Raw genomic sequence first — 18,317 nt, forward strand, 5'->3', positions numbered from 1 at the left:
TTCCCCGAGTCCCAAGTTCGAGTCGCGCCGTGCCAGATCCTGCTATCCTGACCCAGCTTCGCGAGCAACTCCGCGCCATGGAAACCGGCGGGTTCAAGCGCCGTCCGGTGCTGCCTTTCGGCATCGCCGCACTCGATTCGCGGCTGGGGGATGGCGGGCTGCGGCTCGATGCGCTGCACGAAGTCGCCGGTACCACGTCCGACATGGGCGATGATTGCGCGGCGACTCTGTTCATGGCCGGCATCGCCGCGCGCGCCTGGGGCCCGGTGCTATGGGTCGTGCGCCGCCATGACCTGTTCGCGCCGGGGCTGTCGCAGGCCGGGCTGGACCACAAGCGGCTGATCTATGCCGAGGCGATGGACGATGCCGAGGTGCTGGCGATTATGGAGGAAGGGCTGCGCCACCGCGGTCTCGGCGCAGTGATCGGCGAAGTGAAGCGCGTGGCGATGCCCGCCACCCGCCGGTTGCAACTGGCGGCAGAGGGCGGGCGCACCATCGCGCTGCTCATGAAGCGCCACTCGCGTGAGGGCGTCGATCCGCTCGGCGCGCCTTCGGCGGCGGTGACGCGCTGGCGCGTGGCTTCGGCCCCGTCGACGCCGCTGCCGGTGGAAGGAATTGGCCGCCCGCGCTGGCGGCTGGGTGTCGCGCGGCAGCGCGGCGGGGATTCATTCGAACTAGAAGTGGAGGCATGCGATGCAACGGGTCGCTGCGATCTTCCTGCCAAGCTGGGCAATCGACCGGCAGCGGCGGGCAGAGCGACGCGCGCAGCCTGAGGCGCGCGCGCCTGCCGGTCTCGACGCGATCGGGGCTGCCATGGCTGAGGAACATTCCAAGGGCTGCTCGGTGCCGCGCGGCGGCGGCTGGCGGCCGGGCGCGCGCTGGGCACGCGAGGAGCGTCAGCGCCACATCGACGCGATGCCCGAGCACCAGCGCCCACCGATCCGCGACCTCGGCCGCTGCGACGTCGCAGCCGAGCATGCCTTCAAGCGGATCAAGAGCGACGCGTGGGGACACCCCAAAATCCCCGGGACGGGGAGGGGGACCCCCAGCCCAGCTGATGATGTAGGGCCCTCAGCCCCAAGGGTTTCGCTTGCGGCGATCCCCCTCCACCATGCTTCGCATGGTCCCCCTCCCCGTTCCGGAGAAGATTTAAGCGCCCCCCTCGTCACGGCGCTGCGCACCGCCAACCGGCAATTGGTCGCCGCCGCCTGCCCCGCTGCCCAAGCGCTCGGCATCACCCCCGGCATGGCGCTCGCCCAGGCACGCGCGCAGGTGGCGGGACTCGACATCCGCCCTGCCGATCCCCAAGGCGATCGTGCCGATCTCGAGCGGCTGGCGATTACACTGGCCCGCCGCTGGACGCCGAGCGTGGCGGTCGAAGGCGAGGACACGCTGTTCCTCGACCTGACCGGCGTCGCCCACCTCCATGGCGGTGAAGCACGCATGGCACGCCGGCTGGTCCGCATGCTCGCGCGGCTCGGGGTGACGGCACAGGTGGCGGTGGCGGATACCGCCGGCGCAGCCTGGGCAGCCACGCATGTTCCTGAAGACTGCAATTTTCGCTTCGGAAGGGACAGCGTCCTGGTCTGCCCTCCCGGCGAGCACCCCGCCCTGCTCGCCCAGCTTCCGACCGAAGCGCTGCGCCTGGACGCATCCCAGATCGAGTTGCTGCACCGCTTGGGCGTCAACCAGATCGGGCAGCTGCTCGTTATGCCGAGGGCACCACTGGTACGCCGCTTCGGGGCAAGCATTGTCCTGCGCCTGGACCAAGCGCTTGGTCACATCGCCGAGCCGCTCCACCCAGTCATACCGCCTGAGCCTATCGCCGTCACCCAGCGCTTTGCCGAGCCGATCGCCAGCCCGGAGGCGATCGCGCATTGGCTGGGCGAGCTCGTCCCCAGGCTAGCCGCCGAACTGGCCCAGGCCGGGCAAGGCGCACGTCGGGTCGAGCTGGTCGCCGACCGTATCGACGGCGTACCGCAACGGATCGCGATCGGTCTCGCCCGCCCCAACCGCGATCCTGCGCACCTGCTTCGCCTGCTGCTGCGCCGCATCGAGGAAGTCGAGCCTGGTTACGGCATCGACGCGATGACGCTGCACCTGCGCCGCGGCGAGCGGCTGGGGCCCGAGCCGGTGACCGAAAGGCTGGATGCAGCGGCAGCGCCCGACATCGTCTCGCTAGTCGACACGCTCGCAACCCGGATCGGCGAGCGCCGGATGTGGCGCACCCGCCCGGTGGAAAGCGATGTGCCCGAACGCAGCGCCACCCGCGCGCCGGTACTCGACCCGCCCGAGCGGACTGCGGCTGCGCTCAAGGCCGAGGACATCCGCCGGCTCGACCGCAACGCAACGCTACATCCCTGGTATCCCGGCTGGCCCAAGCCCGCGCGGCTGCTGCGCCGGCCCGAACGGCTCGACCATGTCATGGCCGAGCTGCCCGACCAGCCGCCCCGGCGCTTCACCTGGCGCGGCCAGCCGCACAAGGTCGTCCGCGCCGACGGGCCCGAGCGCATCTTCGGCGAATGGTGGAAGCGCGATGCCGAGCGCCACGCCGTTCGCGACTATTTCCATGTCGAGGACGATGCCGGCCATCGCTATTGGCTGTTCCGCTCGGGCGACGGCGAGCGTCCGGTCACCGGCGACCTCAGCTGGTACCTGCACGGGGTGTTCGGATGACCTATTCCGAACTCCAGGTGACCACGCATTATTCGTTCCTGCGCGGGGCGTCGGCGCCAAAGGAACTGTTCGCCGCGGCGGCGTTGATGAAGATGCCGGCGCTGGGCGTGACCGACCGCAATTCGGTGTCGGGCGTAGTGCGCGCGCTGCATGCAGCGGAAGAAATCAAAGAAGAAAAGGGCATTTGGGTGCGCCCGGTTCTGGGCTGCCGCCTCGATCTGGTTGACGGCACATCATTGCTCGTCTGGCCCGAAGACAGGAGCGCTTGGAGCCGCCTCACTCGCATGCTTACCCTAGGCAAATCCCGCGCCGATGCGCAACATGGCGAGAAAGGAAAATGCTTTCTCCACTGGGAGGATGTGGCCGAGCATGCGAAGGGCCTGGTTGGCGCCTTGGTGCCCGGCTTTACTGAGATCGGAGATCCGCTGTCGTTACGCTGGATGGCGGAAGTATTTGGTGACCAGGGACATGTCTGCCTAACGCGGCAACGGCGCCCGGATGACGCGATGCGATTACACCAGCTGAACCAATCCGCGCGCCACTACGGCCTTACTTCCCTCGCCACGGGCGACGTGCTTTATCATCATCCCGATAAGCGCATGCTTCAGGACGTAGTGACCGCGATTCGTGAGAAATGCACGATCGACGAACTGGGCTTTCGTCGCGAACGCACTGCCGATCGCCACCTGAAGACACCTGAAGCAATGGCGTGGCGGTTTCGCCACCATCCCGAAGCACTCGCTGCGAGTGAAGCGATCGTGGAGCGGTGCACCTTCTCGTTGCGGGAAATCCGTTATCGCTATCCCGATGAGATCGTGATGAGCGGCCAAACGCCTCAGCGTGCACTGGAGAAGCTCGCCTGGGCGGCGTTGCGGAAGCAATTCAACGGTCACAAGCCTCGTTCCTATGCCAAGCTGCTCCGAAAGGAGCTGCGGCTTGTGAAGCGGCTCGACTATGCCCCTTACTTCCTGACAGTCCACTCGATCGTCGAATATTCACGCAGCCAGAAGATACTTTGTCAGGGGCGCGGATCGGCCGCCAACTCGCTGATCTGCTATGTGCTCAGCGTCACTTCGATCGACCCGATCAAGCATGAATTGCTGTTCGAGCGTTTCATCTCGGGCGAGCGCCAGGAGCCGCCCGACATCGACATCGATTTCGAGCATGAACGCCGCGAGGAGGTGATCCAGTGGATCTATCAAACATACGGCCACGACCATGCTGCCTTGACCGCTGTGGTCAGCCGCTTCCGCACGCGCGGCGCAGTACGCGAGGTCGGTAAGGTGCTGGGGCTACCCCAGGACCTGACGAGCAGCCTCGTTAGCCAGGTATGGGGTTGGTCCGAGGCTGGCGTTCCCCAAGAACATCTCGACGCACTGAATCTTGACACCACGGACCCTCGGCTAGCCCTGACGCTCGACCTTGCGCAACAGCTGATCGGCACGCCGCGCCACTTGTCCCAGCACCCCGGCGGCTTTGTGCTGGCACAGCACCGCATCGACGAGATCGTGCCTATCGAACCAGCGACAATGGCCGAGCGCCGCGTCATCGAGTGGGAAAAGGACGACATCCAGATGCTCGGCCTGATGAAGGTCGATGTGCTGGGGCTAGGCATGCTCGGTTGCATGCGCAGGGCCTTTGAACTGCTCGAACAGCGAAAGGGCATCCGCCTGACGCTCGCTTCGCATCAGATGCAGGACGACGACGACACTACGTTCAAGATGATCCAGAAAGCCGACACGCTCGGCACCTTCCAGATCGAGAGCCGGGCGCAGATGTCGATGCTGCCGCGGCTGAAACCGAGGGAGTTCTACGACCTCGTCATCCAAGTCGCGATCGTACGTCCAGGGCCCATTCAAGGAGACATGGTGCACCCCTATCTTCGCCGCCGCGAAGACAAGGAAAAACCGGAATACCCCAATCCCGAATTGAAGGCGGTGCTCAAGAAGACCTTCGGCGTGCCGCTTTTCCAGGAGCAGGCGATGAAGGTGGCGATCGTCGGCGCTGGCTTTACCCCAGCCGAGGCGGATGGACTGCGCCGCTCGATGGCGACGTTCAAGATGACCGGCGGGGTCAGCCACTTCAGGGACAAGATGGTCGGCGGCATGGTGGCGCGGGGATATGCACGCGACTTCGCCGAGCGGACGTTCAAGCAGATCGAGGGGTTTGGCAGCTATGGCTTTCCCGAGAGCCACGCGGCAAGCTTCGCCAAGATCGCGTACGCATCTTCCTGGGTGAAGTGCCACCATCCCGACATCTTCTGCGCCGCGCTGCTCAATGCCCAGCCCATGGGGTTCTACGCCCCCGCCCAGATCGTCCGCGACGCGCGCGAGCATGGGGTCGACGTTCACCCGGTCTGCGTCAACGCCAGCGAGTGGGACACAAGCGTGATGGAAGCGCCCACTTCGCCGCGGGTTAGGCCGTTGCGCTTTGCCGGCACTGAAGACGATTGGACGAACCTGAGGCCGATCCGGCTGGGAATGCGGATCGTCCATGGCTTGGACGAGGCTCAGTCCGAAAGAATTGTCAAAGCTCGGGCGGCAGGTCCGTTCGCATCGGTGCACGATGTTTGGCGGCGCGCGCGGGTTACGGTTGCGGCATTGGAAAAGCTGGCCCGTGCCGATGCTTTTCAATGCTTCGGGCACAACCGGCGCGAGGCGCTATGGGCGATCAAGGCACTCGGCGATGTGCCGCTGCCGCTGTTCGCCGCAGCCGACGAACGCGAGGGACAAATCCAGCCCGAGGCGGAGGAAGCACCGGTGACGCTGGTGCCGATGACCGAGGGCCGCGAAGTGGTCGAGGATTACCGCGCCACGCAATTGACGTTGCGTGCGCACCCGATCGCTTTTTTGCGCGAAGGTCTGGCGCGCGACCGCATCACGCCGTGCGGCAAGCTGGTGGAGGAACGGGCGCCAAAGGATTTTCTGCTCAAGGATGGCGCCCGTATTACCATCGCCGGCATCATCCTGGTCCGCCAGAAACCCGGGAGCGCCAAGAGCGTATTCGTCACGCTGGAGGACGAAACCGGCATCGCCAATGCGATCGTGTGGGAGCGCAACTTCAAGATTTTTCGCCGCATCATCATGTCGGCGACGATGATCGCAGTGCGCGGCCGGGTGCAGCGCGAGGGGCTGGTGGTGCACGTCATTGCTGAGGAAGTGATCGATCTCACGCACCTGCTCCGACAGGTCGGCAATGCCGATCTGCCGCGGCTCACTGCCCCTTCGGACGGGGCCCGCAATGGCGGCGCCGACCCGCGCACGCGAAAGCACTGGAACCCGCCGCCCTCGCGCTATGGCGCGCTGGCCGGCCCATATGACGACACGGTCATTCCCGTGAAGTCACGCGATTTCCACTAGGAGTGTTGACCATGCTTGGCTTCGCCTCTGAAACGACCGCGCTGCGCCCGGTCCACCGCGAACAACTGCTGTACTTCATGATCAGGCCGCCACACGCATTGGCGCTGGAGATTGATCGCCAGCGTCGCCTGCTTGGTTTTGTCAGCAAGTACCCGCTGGAGCAGTTTCACATCACGCTCCTGCCGTTAGGCGACATCAGAGCCCTGTCGCCCGAGCAGCTGGAACTGATCCGCTCCGCGGCAGCTTCGCTGCAAGCAGAACCCGTCTCACTCGTGCTCAGTCGATTGAAGAAAAACGCGCTCGCCGGCTCGAATACGCGGGCGCTGCGGGCGCTTCAACGGGAGCTTGTGCGACGCTTGGTCGGCTTAAGCATTCCCCTGCCGGACTATGATTTCCATCCGCACCTGACACTCGCCTATGGCGACTGGCAGAAGCGGAGCGAAATGGTATCGCCGTTGCACTGGCGCATGGATGCATTGCTGCTCGTCAACAGCACCCATGGCGAAGGTCATAAGCTACTTGGCTGCTGGGAGCTAAGCACCAGACAGGGTATGTTCGATTTCATGACCCCGCAGGGCTGAGCGACTGACCCTCAGCCCGCCTCCACCGCCTGCTCGATCACACCGAAGATCGGATGGTGGCGCTCGTCTTCCATCCAGATGCGCACCGTATCGCCGGCCTTGAGGAAGGGCGTCTCCGGCTTGCCGCGCAGGATAGTTTCCACCGTGCGAACCTCCGCGAGGCACGAATACCCGACCCCACCCTCGGCGATCGGCTTCCCGGGGCCGCCGCTCGTGTCGCGGTTGGACACGGTACCAGAGCCGATGATCGTGCCCGCGCCTAGCCGCCGCGTTTTTGCGGCATGCGCGATCAACGTGCCGAAGTCGAAGGTCATATCCTCGCCCGCCTCTGCACGACCGAAAGGCTGGCCGTTCAGGTCAACCATCAGCTTGCGGTGAAGCTTGCCATCCTGCCAGTCACTGCCCAGCGCGTCCGGCGTGACGAACACAGGCGAGAAGCTGCTTGCAGGCTTGGACTGGAAGAAGCCGAATCCCTTGGCCAATTCGCCAGGGATGAGGTTGCGCAGGCTCACATCATTGGTGAGGCCGACCAGCCGCACCGCTGCCAGTGCCTCGTCACGGCTGGCGCCCTGTGCCACGTCCCCGGTGACGACCACCACTTCGGCTTCGAGGTCGCAGCCCCACGCCTCATCCGCCAGTGGAATCGGATCGCGCGCGCCCAGGAATCCGTCCGATCCCCCCTGGTACATCAGCGGATCGTGCCAGAAGCTCTCGGGCATTTCGGCGCCGCGCGCCTGCCGTACCAGAGCAACGTGGTTCACATAAGCCGAACCATCGGCCCACTGATACGCGCGCGGCAAAGGCGCAGCGGCCATTCGCTCGTGGAAGCGCTCCCGAGGAATGGCTTCGTGCGCGAGATCGGTGGCGAGGTTGCGCAAATCGCCTTCCAGCCGCTCCCAATCATCCAGCGCCGCCTGCAGCGTCGGCGCGATGTGGCTGGCGTCCGCGCACCACGCCAGATCGTCCGATACTACGACGAGCTTTCCATCACGCCCATGCTTCAAGCTGGCCAGTTTCATGCGCTCTCTCCTTGTGCGTCACCATAGCTAAGGCGCCGGAGGTGTCGAGTTGCGTCGTGCGCGACCCGGCAAACCACACAAGAGCGTGGACGCGGCCGCGTCATGCGACTAGGGCGCCCGCGAAAGGAAGCGACTTTGGCAAACGTTGCAGTGATCGGCGCCCAATGGGGCGACGAAGGCAAGGGGAAGATCGTCGACTGGCTGGCGGAGCGCGCCGACGTGGTCGTCCGCTTTCAGGGCGGGCATAATGCCGGCCACACGCTCGTCGTGGGCGAGAATGTCTACAAGCTTTCGCTGCTCCCCTCCGGCATCGTGCGCGGAACGCCCAGCGTCATCGGCAACGGCGTGGTGCTCGATCCCTGGGCACTGCGCGACGAGGTCGAGCGCATCCGCGGCCAGGGCGTGAACGTCACGCCCGACACGCTGATGGTGGCGGACACCTGCCCGCTGATCCTCCCCTTCCATCGCGACCTGGATGCGCTGCGCGAAGACGCCAGCGGCGCCGGCAAGATCGGCACCACCCGTCGCGGGATCGGCCCAGCCTACGAGGACAAGGTCGGCCGTCGTGCTATCCGGGTGTGCGATCTCGCCCATCTCGACGAGCTTGGCCCGCAGCTCGATCGGCTGGCGGCACACCATGATGCGTTGCGCGCCGGTTTTGGCGAGCCGCCGATCGACCGTGAGCGGCTGGTCGCCGAGCTGCGCGAGATTGCCGGCTTCGTGCTTCCGTTCGCCAAGCCGGTGTGGCGGATGCTGAACGAGGCCCGATCGCGCGGCCGCCGTATCCTGTTCGAAGGGGCGCAGGGCGTGCTGCTCGACATCGACCACGGCACCTATCCGTTTGTCACGTCGTCCAACACAATCGCCGGCGCCGCGGCCGGCGGATCGGGTCTAGGTCCGAGCGCCGTCGGATTCGTGCTCGGGATCGCCAAAGCCTACACCACCCGCGTCGGCTCCGGGCCCTTCCCTGCCGAGCAGGAGAATGAGGTTGGGGAGCGGCTGGGCACGCGCGGGCGCGAATTCGGCACGGTCACCGGCCGCAAGCGGCGGTGCGGCTGGCTAGACGCGGTGCTGCTGCGGCAGTCGGTCGCGGTATCGGGCATTACCGGCATCGCCTTGACCAAGCTGGACGTGCTCGACGGATTCGAGGAAATCCAGGTCTGCACCGGCTATCGTCTGCGTGGCGAAACGCTGGATTATTATCCTGCCAATGCGGCGGATCAGACTTTGGTGGAGCCGGTATATGAAACGATGCCCGGTTGGTCGGAATCGACGGCGGGCGCACGTAGCTGGGCCGAACTGCCGGCTGCGGCGATCAAATATATTCGTCGCGTCGAAGAGCTGATCCAGTGCCCGGTGGCGCTGGTCTCGACAAGCCCTGAGCGCGAAGACACGATCTTGGTCCGCGACCCGTTCGCAGACTGAGAAAACCCGGCGGCAGCTGCCGCCGGGTTTCCAAGAGACTTAAGAGCGCGGCGGAACCGTGCCCGTGGTGGTGCCGGTGGTTCCCGTCGTGCCTGGCCCGGTCGTCCCGGTGCCCATCGTAGATCCAGGCGTTCCCAGCGTATCGCTGCCCGAACCCATCGTGTCCGGCGCGGTAGTCGTCGTGCCCGTACCGGTCGTGCCTGCGCCGGTGGTACCCGTCGTCCTAGTACCCGTACGTCCGCCGTTGCGGTCGGCAGCGGTGCCGACGCGGTCGCCCTGGCGGCGATTAGCGCTGGTGCCGGTAGTGGGTTGGCCCTGAGGCGAGGCCGTGGTGGTTTGACCCTGGGACGACTGGGTCTGCGCGCTGGTCGTGGTCGGCTGACCGCCGCTGCCTGCGGATCCGGTCGACCCGCTGGCTGCGGTCGACTGGGCAACTGCGGCTGCCGGGAGCAACAAAGCGCCGGCGAGGATAAAAGAAACGTTACGCATATGTCGTACTCCTGCGCTTGCGAAAGCTCGCAGGAATAGAACGAGCCTAGGTCTCTGAAGTTGCACGCCTCGCTTCTGCTTGTCCCATTCAGGCATCTTACTACCGTCGCGACAGCAACCTATATCAACTCAGCCGACCTGCGCACGGTGGAGCAATTTCTGGTCTGCCAGCACCAGCGCCATCATTGCTTCCACTACAGGAGCCCCGCGTATCCCCACACAGGGATCATGGCGCCCCTTGGTTGCGATTTGTGCCGCTTCCCCTGTCGGGCTGATCGTAGAAACAGGGGTAAGGATGGAGCTCGTCGGCTTGAAGGCGACGCGGAGCCGCACTGGCTGGCCGGTGGAAATGCCGCCGGCAATGCCTCCGGCGTGATTGGCGAGGAACTCCGGGCCGTCAGCACCAGGACGCATTGCGTCCGCATTCTGCTCTCCGGTCAGCGCGGCTGCGGCAAAGCCATCGCCGATCTCCACGCCCTTGACTGCGTTGATCGACATGCACGCGGCGGCGAGTTCGCTGTCGAGTTTGGCGTAGAGCGGAGCGCCCCAGCCTGCGGGCACGTCCATTGCCTCGCACGCGATCACTGCGCCGAGCGACGATCCTGCCTTGCGCGCCCCATCGACCAGCCCTTCCCAGCGCGCGGCTGCGTCGGCATCGGGACAGAAGAAGGGGTTCCGGTCGATTTCCTCCGCGTCAAAAGACGCGGGATTGATCGCATCGCCACCGATCGCCTCTACCCAGGCGCGAATGCGAACCTCTGGGATCACCAGTCGGGCTACAGCGCCAGCCGCTACCCGCGCCGCGGTTTCGCGCGCCGAAGAGCGACCGCCACCGCGATAGTCTCGAAACCCATATTTCGCATCATATGCATAGTCCGCGTGGCCTGGCCGATAGGCTTGCGCGACTTCCGAATAATCCTTGGAGCGCTGGTCGACATTCTCAATCATCAGGCTAATCGGCGTGCCGGTTGTCCGCCCCTCGAACACGCCCGATAAAATGCGAACCCGATCAGGCTCCTGACGCTGCGTGGTGAAGCGTGACTGGCCCGGACGGCGCTTGTCGAGGAATGGCTGGATGTCGCCTTCGCGCAAGTGCAGCCCCGGTGGGCACCCATCGATCACCGCACCCAGAGCCGGCCCGTGGCTCTCGCCCCATGTCGTGAAGCGGAACACCCGCCCGAAGCTGTTGAAGCTCACCAGTCCCCGCTCAGTTGCGCGAACGCAGTCGCATGCGTCGCTGGGCCGCGCTCGCCGCACGGCATGGCGCCGTCTTGCAGCGGCAGCGCCAGCAAATAGTCACCGGCATAAGGCGTGGCAAATCCGCGCGCCCAGTCGGCCGAAAACCCGAACGGCCCGTAGAAGTCCGGCTCGCCCAATACGAAGCACAGCATAGCGCCAGCGGCGCGCAGATGCTCGAGCCCGGCCTGGACCAGTGCCTCGCCCACTCCGGCCTCCCGATACTCGGGCGTCACCGCCAGCGGTGCCAGTGCGATCGAGGCAATGGATTTGCCGCCAATCTCGGCCGCCATCCGGCTGAACACCACCGCACCGGCCAGCGCGCCGCTTTCCTCGTCATCCGCAACCAGCATCAGCACCATGTCGCCATCCAGGCACAGGCGCTGGACGAACGCAGCCTCTTCGCTCCGGGACGATATCTTGCGCAGCAGGGCGTCGACGGCAGCGACGTCGCCGCCCGTCGCCGGTCGAATGGCGATGCTCACGCGAGCGCGATGTCAGGCGCGTCTTCGGCCTTCATGCCCACGACATGATATCCCGCGTCGACATGGTGGGTTTCACCCGTCACGCCGCTCGACAGATCGCTGAGCAGGTACAGGCCCGCGCCGCCGACATCCTCGATGGTGACGTTGCGCTTCAGGGGCGAATTGAGTTCGTTCCACTTCAGGATCAGGCGGAAGTCGCCGATACCCGAAGCCGCCAGCGTCTTGATCGGCCCGGCCGAGATTGCGTTGACGCGGATCTTGTCGCGGCCGAGATCGACGGCGAGATACTGCACGCTGGTTTCCAGCGCAGCCTTGGCGACGCCCATCACGTTATAGTGCGGAATGACCTTTTCAGCGCCATAGTAGCTGAGCGTAAGCAGGCTGCCGCCGTTCGGCATCATCTTCGATGCGCGCTGCGCGACCGCCACGAACGAGTAGACGCTGATGTTCATCGTCATCAGGAAGTTGTCGAGGCTGGTATCGACATAGCCGCCGCGCAACTCGTTCTTGTCCGAGAAACCGATGGCGTGCACCACGAAATCGATGGTGGGCCAACGCGCGGCGAGCCTTTCAAAGGCGCTGTCGAGCGCCGCCATGTCGGCCACGTCGCAATCGATCAGGAAGTCGCTGCCCAGTTGCTCAGCGAGCGGACGCACGCGCTTCTCCAGCGCCTCGCCCTGATAGCTGAACGCGAGTTCCGCGCCCTGCTCGCGCAACTTCTGCGCAATGCCCCAGGCCAAGGAACGATCATTGGCGAGGCCCATGATCAGCCCGCGCTTTCCCTGCATCAATCCCGTCACGACGCTACGTTCTCCTTCTCAGGAGCCTCCCCTAGCTTGTCCGGGGGCACTTCCGCCAGAGCCGCGTTGAGTTCCGCGCCGATCACCACACCCAGGCCGATGATATAGAAGAAGATGAGCGCGATCATCACGCCCGCCAGGCTGCCATAGGTAAGGTCATAGCCGCCCAGCATCGACAGGCTGAGCGGCAGTGCCCAGGTCGTGGCGAGCCACCAGAAGGTTACGAACGCCGGGCCGGGCCATTTCGGACAAGCATGCTTGCGGTAGCGCTGCGGCGTGAGCGAATAAAAGAGCAGATACAGCGCACCGAACAGGGCTAACGCCGGCGCGAAGCGGGAAAGCGAGACGATCTGCTGCGCCTCTGTCGCCAGTGGCAGCATCTTGTAGAGGAACTGCTCCACCGCGCCGAGCACCACCTGGAGGCTCAACGCGACCAGCGCGAGCAGCACTGCACCGACGATGAGGCCGATGGCACCTAGCCTGTAACGCCAAAAGGGTGTGCTGGACTGCGTACCGTAGGCCGATCGGAGGATCCCGCGCAGCGTTTCAATGAACCCAGCCGTGGTCCACAGGCCGACCAGACCACCGAACCAGAGCAAGTTGCCGGTCCGCGCCTGAAGCACGTCAGCGATCGGCTTGCGCAGCACATCCGCCACGTCAGGCGGAACGGTCTGCAGGAAGACCTCCAGCGTGCGGAGCCCCTCACTGTTGCGCCCTACCAGCTGGGCAATCGCCGCAGCCACGATGAAGAAAGGAAATAGCGTGACCAGCGACAGATAGGCCAGGTTCCCCGCATAAGTGAAACCTTCATTATAGGTTCCAACCAGCACACGCTTCGAGATCACGAAGAAGCGCTCCGAAAAGCCCATCTCGCTCATTCGTCCATGCAGCGTGCTGCCCAGGCCACGCCGACGGCCTTCCGGAGACTCCGGCGATATTCCCTGTTCGCTCACATGGGCTCAGACGCCCATGCGGCCCCGCGGGTTCCCCTTGTTCTGCCAGCCTTGAGCAAACTCGATCAGCGCATCGTCATCCACCGGCAGGTCGACCATCAGCGTGACGAGCAAGTCGCCGCGGCCGCCGCCCTTCTTGTGGAAGCCGCGGTTCTTGAGCCGAAGCGTCTTTCCCGAGGTCGAACCCTTGGGCACTTTCAGCATCACCGCACCATCCGGAGTAGGCACGCGGACCTCTGCACCAAGCACGGCTTCCGACAGGCTGATTGGCAGATCGAGGCGGATATCGTCTTCGACCCGCGTGTAGAAGCGGTGCGGCTGCACTTCGATGCTGACGATCGCGTCGCCCGCGCCACCAGGCCCTTCATCGCCCTTCCCGGCAAGACGCATCTGTGTGCCGGTCTCGACGCCTGCGGGCAGCTTCAGGTCGATGGTTTTACCGTCTCGCAGGGTGATACGTTGCGGGCTGAGTTTGGCTGCGTCCTCGAAGGATACGGCGAGGCGATAAGTGACATTCGCCCCCTTGACCGCCCCGCGCCGCCCGAAACCGCCAAAGCCGCCGCTGAAGCCACCACCGCCGCGACGGGCGCCGCCGCCGAACAGCCCGTCGAAGATGTCGCCGAAGTCGCCCCCTTCGCCGTTGAAGTCCGGCTGGAACCCACCCTGTGGACCGCCGCCGCCATAGCCGAACGGCGCAGTCGGATTACCGTCCCCGTCGATCTCACCGCGGTCGAAGCGGGCGCGCTTGTCCTTGTCATTCAGCAGGTCATAAGCCTGCGTCACGCTGCTGAAGCGTTCTGCCGCTTTCGGATTGTCCTTGTTGCGGTCGGGGTGAAGCTCCTTGGCGAGCTTGCGATAAGCCTTCTTGATGTCGGCTTCGCTTGCGCCGCGCGCCACGCCCAGAGTTGCGTAAGGATCGGCCACTAAGTTCCCCATTGAACAAACGAATGCATACCCGCTCATAGAGGCGGATCACTCGAATGGAAGATTGTCGCGCGCGAGGCGTTACGCAAGCCTTCGTCAGGCGGCGACACATTCCTCGAGCGGTTCGACGTCCACCGACACGTCCATCTTCTGCGCGCCAGATCCCAGCACGATGCCGTCGATGGGTGCGATGTCCGCATAGTCACGGCCGATGGCGACCACGACATGGTCCTCGGCCATCCAGATGCCGTTGGTGGGATCGACGCCGATCCAGCCGAGCTGCGGTCCCGCCCAGACCAGCACCCAGGCATGGGTGGCGTCGGCGCCCACCAGCCGCGGCTGCCCAGGGGCTGGGAGGGTGCGGAGATAGCCCGAGCAATAGGCGGCCGGAAGGCCTGCGGCGCGCAGGCCTGCGATCATGATCTGAGCGAAATCCTGGCAGACGCCGCCACGCTTGGCGAAGGCTTCGCGGGGCGAGGTGTCGACCAGGGTGGCATGGGGGTCGAAGGCGAACTCGCGCTGGATGCGGAGCGCCAGCGCCATTGCCGCTTCCAGGATGCCGCGTCTGGGCGAAAGGTCCAAGGCGCACCACTGCGCGATATCGGAATCGAGGGCGATCAGCGGCGAGGGAAACAGATAAGCCGCCGGGCCGGCGGGCGAGGCGTCGCGGCTGGCGCGAGCCCAGGCGGCGATTTCCGCGACCGTGGGATCACTGGGCTGCGCGAAGGGAATCGGGCGCTCGACACGGACGCGGGCGCGGCTTTCGATGGTGAGCGAAGTCGCGGGGGCGTCGAGGATCAGGCGGACGACATTGGCGAGTCCGGCTTCGGCGCGGGCGGAGTGGGTGCGGCCCTGGGGATCGATGAGGAGTTGATAGTCCTCCACCTGCTGGCCGGACCACAGGATGGGCTTGAGGCGCAGGTTGTTGCGGGCGAAGGCAACGGGCTGGGCATATTCGAAACGCGTGACGTGGCGGATTTTGTATAACATCTGGTCTACGCCAAAATCATGGACGCAGAACGCAGCGGTTCGGCGCCCTGTAAAAAATAACGCGTTGATATTGCACGCGAAAGTTCGAATAGACGGTGTAGAAGACCGTCGACCAGCGCTGCGTCCAGAGTCTGGACCTTCGCCGTCACCAACGCAGCCGCCAGACCCCGCGCCTGCTCCTGCTGCGGTTCGGCTAAGCCATTGTCCGAAAGGACCGGAAGCGCGTTCAGATGCGCAGAAATCGCCCCAGCCTGGAACGCCACGCCGCGCGGATTGCCGGGGTCCAGCGCGACCAAATCGACCACGGGCATACGCGAAATGCCCGAAATATAGCGCTGGCGGTAGCTAATCTGGCTGTCGGCGAGGTCCAGCAGCGTAGAAAGATCGTCAAGCGTCGCATCGGCCCCGCCGAACGCGCGCAGGGAGCGCAGCATGGCTTCGGCACGCTCCACCCGGCGCCCGAGATCGTGGAAGCGCCAGGCATCGGTGCGCGCCATATGCTCGCCCGCCAGCCCTACCAGCGCGGAATAGCGGCGTTGCAACGAGCCCGCGCGATCGAGCAGCACGCCCCGATCGGGGAAGGGCGCGTCGAGCAGGCGGATCATGTCGGCCGAGAGCCGGTCGCGCGATACCTGACCAATCGAGCGCGCCTGAGCATTGATCGACCGCACGCTGTACCAGCCCTCCCCGCCCTCCATCGCCGTGCGGGCGAGCTGGGTGAGATCGGCGCGGCGCAGACTCTTGGGCTCCGGCGCGGCACCGGCAGCGACCACGAGCCGCACCAGGCGGGCGACGGTGTCCGGGGACAGGGCGGCGCCGGTGTCGGCGCTGATGGAATGGCCAAGCAGCACGCGCAGCACGCCAAGCAGCGCTTCGCCCCGTTCCAGATAACGGCCGAGCCAGAACAGATTGTCGGCAACGCGCGAGGGCAATGTGCCCGGGTTGCGGCGAAGCTGGACCGTGTCGACGGAAGGAAGCAACGATACCGGCGCGACGGGATCGGAGCCGTACACGCAGACATCGGCGGACCAGCTCCCCTCCCCCATCACCGCGGCACGAACATCCTCGTGCATGCCGATCCGGGCGAAGCCGCCGGGCAGCACGGTCCAGCCGCCCTGCGCATCGCGCGCGGCGAAGACGCGCAGCGTGAAGGGACGCGGCACCAGGCCGCCTTCGCCGGGGACCGGCATGGTCGACAGGTGCACCACCTCTTGCCCGACATAATCCTGGGGGCGGCGCGTGAAATCGTCGAGCAGGGCGGCGCGCTGATCCGCATTCAACGTCGCACCGAGCGCCGGCTTGCCGGAGGGGAGCCCGAGCGGTGGCGGGCCGAAGGCAGGCGCGACGAGCAGCTGGTCGAGATTGGCCGCGACATGGGCACGCTCCGCCTCTCCGCCGCACCACCAGGTCGCGATGTTGGGAAGGCTGAGCGGAGCGCCGAGCAGATGCTGGGCGAGCGCTGGCAGGAACGCGGCAAAGGCCGGGGCCTCCACCAGCGCGGCGCCCGGCGCATTGGCGACCAGCAGATTGCCCGCCGCCATCGCGTCGACAAGGCCGGCAACGCCGATGGTGGAATGCGAGTCGAGCGCCAGGGGATCGAGCAGGCGCGGATCAAGGCGGTGCCACACGGCGTCGATCCGCTTCAGCCCGGCGATGGTGCGGACATAGAGCTGGTCTTCGCGCACCAGCAGATCGGCCCCTTCGGCAAGGAGGAAACCGAGATAGCGGGCGAGATGCGCCTGTTCGGCATAGCTGGGGTTGAGCCGGCCGGGCGTGAGCAGCGCGATGCGCGGATCGACGCGGCGGCACAAGGCAGCGAGCCCGCCGCGGAATCCGGCAAAGAAGGGCGCGTGGCGCTCGATATTGAGCCGCGACTGGAGCCCGCCGGCGGTGCGCGCCATCGCCAGGCGGTTTTCCAAGGCGAACCCGGCGCCGGCAGGGGCGCGGACATGGTCGGCGAGCACGCGCCACTCGCCCGTAGGTCCGCGGCAGAGATCAAAGGCGACGAAGTGCAGGTGGCGTCCGCCCGGCGGCTCGAGCCGGTCGAGCGGGCGCAGGAAATAGGGGCTGCCGGTGACGAGCATCGCCGGGACGTGGCCGCCGCTGACCAAATTGCCGGGGCCGTACAGGTCGGCGAGCACGGCTTCGAGCAGCTCGGCGCGCTGGGTTACGCCGGCGGCGATCCCTTCCCATTCAGGCTTTTCCAGCAGGAGCGGCACGGGGGAAAGCGGCCAGGGACGTTCTTCGCCTTCGCCGACGATGCGGAAGCCGGTGCCGATATCCTCGGCATGGCGGCGCGCGCGGTCGCGTAGCTGGTCCCAATCGTCGCCCGCGACCGCGGCGAGTTCCTCAAACAAGGCGCGCCAGGCGGGATCATCCGCCTGCGCGCACAGCACGTCGCCGTGGAGCGCATGGGCGCAATGGTCGGCGATCCAGCGATCGGCGACAGTGGCGGCATCGAACAAGGGCGCGGCACGGGTGGCCAAAAGCGCTTCCCCAGATTGGGTTGAATGCGTGTCAACGTGATGGGGGAAAGGATGTTGCGTGGCAACAAGGGAAGATTGCGGAGGGGGTGACGCGGTGGGGTGGCAGAAGGAAGAAGGCAGATGTTCGCGCAGAGGCGCAGAGGACGCAGAGATGTGACGTAGCGGCCCGGTCGGGAGACTATCTCGCGTTCACCGCTCGCTGCGCTGATTATGATTCCTGCCGCTGACGCGGCGACAACTTCTCTGCGTTCTCTGCGCCTCTGCGCGAACCTCGTCTTTCCTTAGCGCGCGCGCTAGCGGCCGGCAGCCTAGGAAATAGTCACCCTCACCCCGGCCCTCTCCCGCAGGCGGGAGAGGGGGAAGGGAGAAGGGGTACTTCCGCTTAGCGGCAGCGCACGTTGCCGCGGTCGACTTCGCGGCCGAGCAGGGCTCCGCCGCCGGCACCGAGCAGCGTGCCGAGCGTGCCGCCGCCGATCAGGTTGCCGAGCACCCCGCCGCCGATGCCGCCGACCACCAGGCCGGTGGTGCCGTCGTTGCGGCGGCAATAGGCGCGGCCGTCGCGGCCCTTGTAGATGCGGTCGTTGCGGCCGAGGCGGCGTTCACGGTCGCGGCGGCCCTCGCGATAGTTGCGCGACGGATCCCAATTGCGGTCATTGTCGCGCCAGCGATAATCGCTTCGGCGATCACGGCGGTCATTGTCGCGGCGGTCGTTGTCCCGGTACTGGCGGGACTGGGCGTCGGCCGGCGTCGCGGCGATTGCCGGGACTGCCATCGATGCCATCACGAATGCAGCCAAAAACTTCTTCATGCGAAACTCCTTGGTCGGGACGCGGCAAGGGGGCGGGCCGCGGCACGGGTGGACGATGTGTCCGAGGGCTGAGGAACGGCGGCGAT

Annotated in this window: 15 protein-coding genes; 5 read left to right on the forward strand and 10 right to left on the reverse strand. The window is 65.9% G+C overall.

What is annotated here, in order from left to right:
• Nucleotides 1-77 precede the first annotated feature (77 nt).
• Genes LQ953_RS04325 through LQ953_RS04340 form a run of 4 tightly spaced genes read left to right on the forward strand, consistent with a single transcriptional unit; the run spans nucleotide 78 to nucleotide 6,616 of the window.
• A complete protein-coding gene (locus tag LQ953_RS04325; RefSeq protein ID WP_231029554.1) occupies nucleotides 78-773 on the forward strand; it encodes an ImuA family protein in 696 nt (231 codons plus the stop codon).
• Complete coding sequence (locus LQ953_RS04330) at nucleotides 694-2,676, forward strand: Y-family DNA polymerase (RefSeq protein ID WP_231029442.1); 1,983 nt, start codon at nucleotides 694-696, stop codon at nucleotides 2,674-2,676. The genes LQ953_RS04325 and LQ953_RS04330 overlap by 80 nt, the downstream gene beginning before the upstream one ends.
• Nucleotides 2,673-6,035 carry an error-prone DNA polymerase gene (locus LQ953_RS04335; RefSeq protein ID WP_231029443.1) on the forward strand — a complete coding sequence of 1,121 codons (3,363 nt, stop codon included), beginning with the start codon at nucleotides 2,673-2,675 and terminating at the stop codon, nucleotides 6,033-6,035. The genes LQ953_RS04330 and LQ953_RS04335 overlap by 4 nt, the downstream gene beginning before the upstream one ends.
• Nucleotides 6,036-6,046: 11 nt before the next feature.
• Nucleotides 6,047-6,616: a 2'-5' RNA ligase family protein gene (locus LQ953_RS04340; protein WP_231029444.1), complete on the forward strand. Its 570-nt coding sequence runs from the start codon at nucleotides 6,047-6,049 to the stop codon at nucleotides 6,614-6,616.
• An 11-nt stretch (nucleotides 6,617-6,627) separates the two neighbouring features.
• On the opposite strand, the gene LQ953_RS04345 is transcribed toward LQ953_RS04340, so the two are convergent.
• Entirely contained in the window at nucleotides 6,628-7,635 is a 1,008-nt protein-coding gene (locus tag LQ953_RS04345; protein WP_231029445.1) for a fumarylacetoacetate hydrolase family protein, read from the reverse strand.
• Between the two features lie 135 nt (nucleotides 7,636-7,770).
• Here LQ953_RS04345 and LQ953_RS04350 point away from each other — a divergent pair, with 135 nt between their 5' ends.
• Nucleotides 7,771-9,060, forward strand: a complete 1,290-nt coding sequence (locus tag LQ953_RS04350; RefSeq protein WP_231029446.1) for an adenylosuccinate synthase — start codon at nucleotides 7,771-7,773, stop codon at nucleotides 9,058-9,060.
• A gap of 39 nt (nucleotides 9,061-9,099) precedes the next feature.
• Here the strand turns inward: LQ953_RS04350 and LQ953_RS04355 are convergent, their stop codons facing one another.
• From LQ953_RS04355 to LQ953_RS04395, 9 genes are all read right to left on the reverse strand, one after another.
• Entirely contained in the window at nucleotides 9,100-9,549 is a 450-nt protein-coding gene (locus LQ953_RS04355) for a hypothetical protein (protein WP_231029447.1), read from the reverse strand.
• Between the two features lie 129 nt (nucleotides 9,550-9,678).
• Nucleotides 9,679-10,746: a chorismate synthase gene (aroC, locus tag LQ953_RS04360; RefSeq protein WP_231029448.1), complete on the reverse strand. Its 1,068-nt coding sequence runs from the start codon at nucleotides 10,744-10,746 to the stop codon at nucleotides 9,679-9,681.
• On the reverse strand, nucleotides 10,743-11,270 hold the full coding sequence (locus LQ953_RS04365; protein ID WP_231029449.1) for a GNAT family N-acetyltransferase: 528 nt from the start codon (nucleotides 11,268-11,270) through the stop codon (nucleotides 10,743-10,745). Before LQ953_RS04365 ends, aroC begins: the two co-directional genes overlap by 4 nt.
• On the reverse strand, nucleotides 11,267-12,070 hold the full coding sequence (gene fabI / locus LQ953_RS04370) for an enoyl-ACP reductase FabI (protein ID WP_231029450.1): 804 nt from the start codon (nucleotides 12,068-12,070) through the stop codon (nucleotides 11,267-11,269). Before fabI ends, LQ953_RS04365 begins: the two co-directional genes overlap by 4 nt.
• On the reverse strand, nucleotides 12,067-12,948 hold the full coding sequence (locus tag LQ953_RS04375; RefSeq protein ID WP_231029451.1) for a YihY/virulence factor BrkB family protein: 882 nt from the start codon (nucleotides 12,946-12,948) through the stop codon (nucleotides 12,067-12,069). Before LQ953_RS04375 ends, fabI begins: the two co-directional genes overlap by 4 nt.
• Before the next feature lie 81 nt (nucleotides 12,949-13,029).
• Nucleotides 13,030-13,947, reverse strand: coding sequence for a DnaJ C-terminal domain-containing protein (locus tag LQ953_RS04380; RefSeq protein ID WP_231029452.1), 918 nt, complete (start codon nucleotides 13,945-13,947; stop codon nucleotides 13,030-13,032).
• A gap of 96 nt (nucleotides 13,948-14,043) precedes the next feature.
• A complete protein-coding gene (locus LQ953_RS04385; RefSeq protein WP_231029453.1) occupies nucleotides 14,044-14,937 on the reverse strand; it encodes a transglutaminase family protein in 894 nt (297 codons plus the stop codon).
• A 5-nt stretch (nucleotides 14,938-14,942) separates the two neighbouring features.
• A complete protein-coding gene (locus LQ953_RS04390) occupies nucleotides 14,943-17,423 on the reverse strand; it encodes a circularly permuted type 2 ATP-grasp protein (RefSeq protein WP_231029454.1) in 2,481 nt (826 codons plus the stop codon).
• A gap of 382 nt (nucleotides 17,424-17,805) precedes the next feature.
• Nucleotides 17,806-18,231 (reverse strand): glycine zipper 2TM domain-containing protein, encoded by a 426-nt coding sequence (locus LQ953_RS04395; protein WP_231029455.1) that lies wholly within the window; start codon nucleotides 18,229-18,231, stop codon nucleotides 17,806-17,808.
• Nucleotides 18,232-18,317 lie beyond the last annotated feature (86 nt).

The sequence above is a fragment of the Sphingomonas sp. IC-56 genome, assembly GCF_021043375.1.
Lineage (GTDB): Bacteria > Pseudomonadota > Alphaproteobacteria > Sphingomonadales > Sphingomonadaceae > Sphingomonas.